This is a genomic window from Jannaschia formosa, from assembly GCF_003340555.1.
Classification (GTDB): Bacteria; Pseudomonadota; Alphaproteobacteria; order Rhodobacterales; family Rhodobacteraceae; genus Jannaschia; species Jannaschia formosa.
Window position 1 is genome coordinate 38,254 of sequence record NZ_QPLJ01000028.1, and the last position, 6,287, is coordinate 44,540.

Annotated in this window: 7 protein-coding genes; 2 read left to right on the forward strand and 5 right to left on the reverse strand. The window is 67.5% G+C overall.

Translation table 11 applies throughout. The features are described from left to right. Positions 1-17 precede the first annotated feature (17 nt). Positions 18-341, reverse strand: coding sequence for a response regulator (locus DR046_RS19485; protein ID WP_115384042.1), 324 nt, complete (start codon positions 339-341; stop codon positions 18-20). 59 nt (positions 342-400) lie between these two features. Here DR046_RS19485 and DR046_RS19490 point away from each other — a divergent pair, with 59 nt between their 5' ends. Continuing rightward, a complete protein-coding gene (locus DR046_RS19490; RefSeq protein WP_135227339.1) occupies positions 401-1,069 on the forward strand; it encodes a DUF6915 family protein in 669 nt (222 codons plus the stop codon). Continuing rightward, the gene (locus DR046_RS19495) at positions 1,066-2,229 is read left to right on the forward strand and encodes a hypothetical protein (RefSeq protein ID WP_135227340.1); all 1,164 of its coding nucleotides are present in this window, start codon (positions 1,066-1,068) and stop codon (positions 2,227-2,229) included. Before DR046_RS19490 ends, DR046_RS19495 begins: the two co-directional genes overlap by 4 nt. Before the next feature lie 28 nt (positions 2,230-2,257). Here the strand turns inward: DR046_RS19495 and tnpC are convergent, their stop codons facing one another. From tnpC to DR046_RS19515, 4 genes are all read right to left on the reverse strand, one after another. Beyond that, positions 2,258-3,880: an IS66 family transposase gene (tnpC, locus tag DR046_RS19500; RefSeq protein ID WP_115384045.1), complete on the reverse strand. Its 1,623-nt coding sequence runs from the start codon at positions 3,878-3,880 to the stop codon at positions 2,258-2,260. Between the two features lie 65 nt (positions 3,881-3,945). Next, complete coding sequence (gene tnpB, locus DR046_RS19505) at positions 3,946-4,299, reverse strand: IS66 family insertion sequence element accessory protein TnpB (protein WP_115384046.1); 354 nt, start codon at positions 4,297-4,299, stop codon at positions 3,946-3,948. 154 nt (positions 4,300-4,453) lie between these two features. Then, positions 4,454-5,683 (reverse strand): GIY-YIG nuclease family protein, encoded by a 1,230-nt coding sequence (locus tag DR046_RS19510; RefSeq protein ID WP_115384047.1) that lies wholly within the window; start codon positions 5,681-5,683, stop codon positions 4,454-4,456. 3 nt (positions 5,684-5,686) lie between these two features. Further along, complete coding sequence (locus DR046_RS19515; protein ID WP_135227341.1) at positions 5,687-6,028, reverse strand: hypothetical protein; 342 nt, start codon at positions 6,026-6,028, stop codon at positions 5,687-5,689. Positions 6,029-6,287 lie beyond the last annotated feature (259 nt).

Consider the following 6,287-nt stretch of genomic DNA (forward strand, 5'->3'; position numbering starts at 1 on the left):
TCGCCCCCGAATTACTGCTACGGAGTGGCATCCAGCATTGATGAGGTGGCGTCCAGTGTTGCGCGAAGCAGCGTGGGCGTGACGGGCTTCGACAACAGACCTAGCGGCTCCAGAGCGGCGAGCTGCTCACGCATCATCCTGTCGAGACTGCCGGACAGAAACGCGCAGCGGATTCCGAGGTCGCGGTAGAGATCGGCGGCGGCGTCCGTGCCGGAGGAGCCGTCGGCGAGGCGGATGTCCATCAGCACGAGGGCTGGGCGGATGCGTCGTGCCTCTACGACGGCCTCGGCGGCCGTCCTGGCTGTGCTGACGACCTGGTGGCCGGCCGCCTCAACCTGCATCTCGAGATCCAGGGCGATCGTAAGCGCTGTCTGAGCCCCATGACCCCGTCGAGGAGGCGGTGTATACCGAAGCCTTGACGTTGGGGGGCTATGGCGTGCGTCCGATTCAGCATGCGCGGTCCAGCGCGCGAGGATTGCGAAGCTGGCGCGACGACCTGCCCGTGCACGAGTTCCTGGACGCGACGAAGTTCGCTTGCGCCGATCGTCGGCACAGGGCGGTCCTGCACCATGTCGATCTTGGCGCCGAGATCACCCGAGCGGCCTTTGCCGATCGCGACGGTGTCGACGCCATCGTGCAGGCTCATGTGAGAGAAGATCTCGGACGAGCTGCGACGCTGGCGGACTGGTTCACCTTGTGCGACCTGGATGCGATGCCGCAGCCGGTCGCCCGAAGGGTGGAGGGCGGAGCTGCCGGGGTCGCAGCCCGCGTCCTGCCGCGGTTGACCGGGGGCGCGGAACCCATGGTGGCATCGGTCTGCGCCTTCCTGTTCCGCCCCTGCGCGTTCCTGCCCGAGCGTCCTCGGGCAGCGCTTCCGCTCCTGATGAACTGTGCAGGTCCGATGATCGTTCGTCGCGTCTTCGGGCCGCCGGTCGAGCTTGATGACGGCGGGGTCGCCGATCCCGGCTGGATCGCGGAGGCCGCGATCTATACGGCGTTCGGGCGCATTCCCGATTTGGGCGAGGTGGTGCGCTGCTGGCGGGCGGAGCCGACGGGAGACGACCAATGACTGGGTTCTCGATTGACGGCCGCAAGGCGAGTTTGGCCGATACCACCAAGCTTGAAGTCGTGGGGGATGAAGCGGCGGTAGCGGCTCTCGTGAAGATGCTCGATGCAGCGGCCGAGAGGGCCGAGGCGATCGGCCCGTCGCCCATCGTGCTCGCTGAATGCCCGCACAAGTTCAATGATGCCTGGTATGATGACGTCTGGCATGCGGTCCAGTCGGGGATGACCTGGTGGGAGCAGTCGCAGTTCTTCGAGAACTACTCGCCGCCATATGTCGAGGAGCGCGGCCGGTTCGAGCCGGACACAGACACGGATGGCATACGGGCTGTCGGCGCCGAACTGGCGGGGGAGCGGATCGCGGCCCTGCGGGCCGTGCTGCGAGGACTGCAAGTCGACGGCTGGCGCGCCGCCATCGAGGCGGCGATTGCGCCGTCGCGGAACCTCTGCGCGCTCGTCGTCGAGCACGGACAGCGCTGGCTCGTGCTCGAGACGCCCAACGTCCATGACGCAGAGATTTTCGCCTGGGACAGAGACGGGCTGTTCACGGTCGGGACGACCGAGCGCTTCGATCAAGCAGCATGCAGTCTTGAACCGTTGCGCTTCGAGACCGTCGTGCGTGGTGCTCTGGATCGACTTTCGCCCGATGGCAGACGCTACTTCTTCCCGGAGGTCGTCGATGAGGACGCTGCCGTGACCCTGCATCGACTTCTCTGGAATTCCGTTCGGCAGGTTCGCGCGGCCACTAAGAAGGCCGCCTCCCTCGTATCAAGAGCCGACCGTCAGTCGCCTCAGTCCTATTCGGAAGACCTTCGTCCCTACGAGGGCGAACTGCGCAAGCCGAAAGACGGCGTCTGGCCACCTTACCGGCCATCTCGTCGATTACCCAGAGGCGAGGACGATCCTCCGCTGTCGGATCTCGCGAAGGGGCTCCACCTGGCGCTCGGCCCGCTGGAGGATGCCCGCTGGCGCGAGCTCTACGGAAAGGCCTTTGGGGAGGCGCTCGGCGGGCAGCAGACGCTCGCCTTGTTGGTCCTGCCGGACCGGGCCATGCTGATCCGTGACAATGCCATCCTGCTTCTCGAAGAGGACGGCCTGAAGCCGGTGGGCATCTGCCCGTCTTGGCTCGCCTTCAGGCCGGAGGCGGCGCACACGGTGTTCGAATGATTCGATCGTTCGCAGCCTAGACTGCGGTCTAGGCTGCGCTCTTGGTCGACGTTGCGGCGAAGGCCCAGGGCATGAGGGCGTCAATGTCGGCGGCAGGATGGCCGCGGGCGATGGCTTCGAGGGTGGCGGTCAGGTAGGCGAAGGGCTCGACGCCGTTGAGGCGGCAGGTGCCGACGAGGGAGGCGAGGCGGGCCCAGGTCCGGCCGCCCTCGTCGTGGCCGGCGAAGAGCGCGTTCTTGCGGCCGAGGGCCAGGGGACGGATCGCGTTCTCGACCGCGTTGGTGTCCATCTCGATCCGACCGTCCTCGGCGAAGCGGGTCAGGCCCTCCCAGCGGGCGAGGATGTAGGCCAGGGCGCGGCCCATCTCGGACTTCTTCGACAGGCGGGCGGCGTGGAGGTCGAAGGCGGCGCGGAGGGCCTTGAGGATTGGCTTGGACCGTGCCTGGCGCTCGGCCAGCCGAGCATCGGCGGACGCACCGCGGATCGTGGCCTCGATCTTGTAGAGCGCGGCGATGCGGCCGAGCAGGTCTTCCGCGACCGGCGATCCGGCGTTGGGCATGGCGCGGATGATCTCGCGGCGGGCGTGCGCCCAGCAGTAGGACAGCCGCAGCGGGTCGCCGCCTTCGCGCCGGTCGTCGGCCAGACGGTTGTAGCCGGCGTAGCCGTCGACGTGGAGGATGCCCTCGAAGCCCGCGAGCATCCAGTCGGCGTGCTCGCCCGAGCGCCCAGGGGCATACTCGAACACGACCGCCGGAGGGTAGGCCCCGCCGTAGGGCCGGTCGTCGCGCAGCATCGCCCAGAGGTAGCCGGTCTTGGTCCTCCCCCGCCCGGGATCGAGCACCGGCGCGGTCGTCTCGTCCGCGAAGAGGCGCGGCCCCGTCTTCACGTGCCTGGCCATCCGATCGACGACGGGGCGCAGGTGGAAGGCGGCGCGGCCGGTCCAGTCCGACAAGGTGGCGCGGTCGACGGGCGCGCCCTGGCGGGCCATGATCTGCGCCTGCCTATACAAGGGCAGATGGTCGGCGAACTTCGAGACGACGACATGGGCGAGCGTGGCCTCCGTCGGCAGCCCGCCCTCGATGATCGCCGGCGGCACGGGCGCCTGCCTCACCCCCGTCCGGCCCTTCGGGCAGGCGTAGCGGGGGCGCACGGTGACGATCACGCGCAAGCGCGCCGGAGCGACGTCAAGCCGCTCGGAGCGATCCTCGCCGATCCGCACCATCCGGCCGCAGCCGCACGGGCAGGTCAGGTCGCCGGGCTCGATCACCCGCTCCTCGCGCGGCAGGTCCTTGGGCAGCGCGCGAGACCGGCGGTGCGACTTGGACGCGCCGTCCGGCTCACGCGCGGGCCCAGCGGCCGCGCCGGCTTCGGCCTGCATCTCGACGATCGCCGTCTCGATGTCCTCGAAGGCCATCTCGAGCTGGTCGGCCGACAGCTTCTCGGAGCTCCTGCCGAACCGCGCCCGGCGCAGCTCGGCGATCAGATGCTCGAGGCGGGCCACCCGCTCTGCCATGTCGGCCCGGTCGCGCTCGGCGCGCGTGCGGGCTTCGCGTTCGGCATTCACCACCGCGGCGACCTGAGCCTCCACGGCATCGTGCAGCTCGGGCGGGAGCCGGTCGAGAAGCGCGGGGTCGAGGGCGGGCGGCGACATGCCCGAAGCCTACCCGACAAGGCCGTAGCGCCCAAAGGAATGCCGCCACTGAGAGCCCTTGTGATTCAACTCGCCGCAGCCGGCGCCCGCACCCGTCGCACCATCGTCCGTCGCCAGTCCAATCCGGAAAACAAGGCTTCGTATTGCGCCCGGCTAATCCGGATCACGCCGTCCGTCACCGAAGGCCAGGTGAACGCCCCTTCGTCGAGCCGCTTGTAGACCATCACCAGTCCGCTCCCGTCCCAAACCAGGATCTTCAACCTGTCGCCGCGCTTCGACCGGAACACCACCGTCAGCCCCGAATGCGGGTCGAGCCCGAGCTCGTTCTGGACCGTCGCCGCCAAACCGTCATGCCCACGGCGGAAGTCCTCAGGCTTCGTCGCGATCACGATCGGCAGCCGCTGGTCCGGGACGATCACGTGGAAGGCCCGCCGATCGCGTCCCGCAGCCCTCGGACGACCTCCTCCCTCAACAGTTCAAAGGAGGATACGGCGCCGCAAGGAGCGCCCGCGAGATCAGATCAGAATGGGGCTGGGGCAGCGCTTACGGCACTCTTCGGAGATACGCCGGATCTCAGCCCCTGCGGACGATCCTCTGTGTCTCCGGATCGTAGCGGAGCTCGTGCAGCGTGCCGTCCTTGATCGCCTTCACGGCGCGGCTGACATGCTCGGGAAGCACGTAGAACCACTCGCGGGGGAAGATGCGCTTCCCGAACCGGTCGGTTATCCAGAGATCCCGCGGCCGTGCTGCATCGAAGAAGCGGTGGAGGAGATCCTCGACCTTGCGCCGGGAGAGGTTTCGCAGCTCGTAGGTCGCCACGATATCGACAGGCGCGAGCAGGAAGGTCGGATCGTTGCGGGCGTCGGCGACGCGCCGATGTACGTCCTGGGTCGTGACTCCGATCTTCAGAAGGATGTCACGCACCTCCGCGATGGCCGGCTGCTCGGAGCGGCTTCGCGCCACGTAGATCGTGCCGGTGAGATCGAGCTGGTCGGCTTCCCAATCTGGATCGAGGGGGCCGAGGCCGGGGCGATGAACGACGCGCGCGGTCGGATCTGAGGCCAGCGCCTTCCGAAAGGACGAGATCAGGGGATCGCTCTCGGTGCCGTTCGAGAAGATGACGCGGAGCCGATGGTCTCTCTTGCCGCCCCGCGCAGTCATCTCGGTCTTCTCCGCGATGTAGGCCAAGAGGCCATTGCGGATGAAGTAGCTGCCCTCCTGAACGTCGATGACTTCCCTGGAGCTGATGGCGGTTACTTCCCTGACTCCGGCCTCAAGGTCGGCTTGGAGCTCTTCGAAGGCGGGCTGGAAGGTCTCGAAGTCAGGGCAGGGGAAGAACTCGGCCCGGTGGTCCGGAAGGTGCCGCTCGGCTACGGGCGTGATGTTGCGGATCTGGGTGAAGGCCTCGGGGATTTCGCCTTCGTCTTCATCGAAGATATCGTCGAGGCTCTCAGGTATCTCGTCTTCAAGGGGATCATCGCGCCAGTCCCGAGCTTGAGCCGGCTCCTGTGCCGGTCCGGGTGCGGCCTCCAGTAGCCCGTTGGGATCGACGTCGGCGAAGACACCCGGGTCGGCACGGCCGACGAGGCCTCGCCAGATGGTGCCGAGGCGCATCTCGTCATGGTCGGTGGCGTCGTCGCTCGGAAGACGCCCGTGCAGGTCATAGAAGTTGTTGACCTCGCGCACCACGCTCGCGTCTCGCTCGAGCTCTGGCGGCCGGGTGCCGCGCGGCTTCAGCCGAACCTCCAGCAGTCCGAACTCGTCCGGCTCGTCGAAGATGTCGTCGAGGGTCGGGCGGGGCATGCCTTACTCCGCTGCGGCGGCGCGCAGGCGCTCCGCCTTCTTCGCGCGGATATAGGCCAAGGCCTCGGCGATGCGCTTCTCCAGGGGCTCGGCGGCATGTGGGTTCGGTTCCCGGCCTTCAGCCTCGCGGAAGCGCTTGATGCGAGGCCAGAGCGTGCGTGCCTCATCCTCGGTCATCTGGATGCGCTGAGCGACCATGGCGCTCTGGATCTGCTTGAGCAGCGGGGTGTCGAGGGCTTTGGAGGCGACATCGAAACCTTCCCGGAATGGATTGATCCCGTCGATGAGGTCGATGTCGAGTTCGCGGACATTGATGAACTTCTTGACCATGTTGATGAGGTTCATGCCGTCGGGAAGGCTGTCCTCGTCGTCATCCGCACCGCCTTGTCCCGCGGGCGCGCCGGCTGTGTCCTCCTCGGCCTGTCGCCGTGCCAGAGTGACGATGTTCATGCGGGCCGCCAGGTCCTGGCGAATGGCCTCGGTTGAACCGCGCCGGGTTTGCCGGAGGCTCCAACTTCTGAGTAGGGTGGAGCATCATGAGCAAGACCACGAACAAGTTTTCTCCTGAGGTGCGCGAGCGGGCGGTGCGGCTGGTTCTCGACAG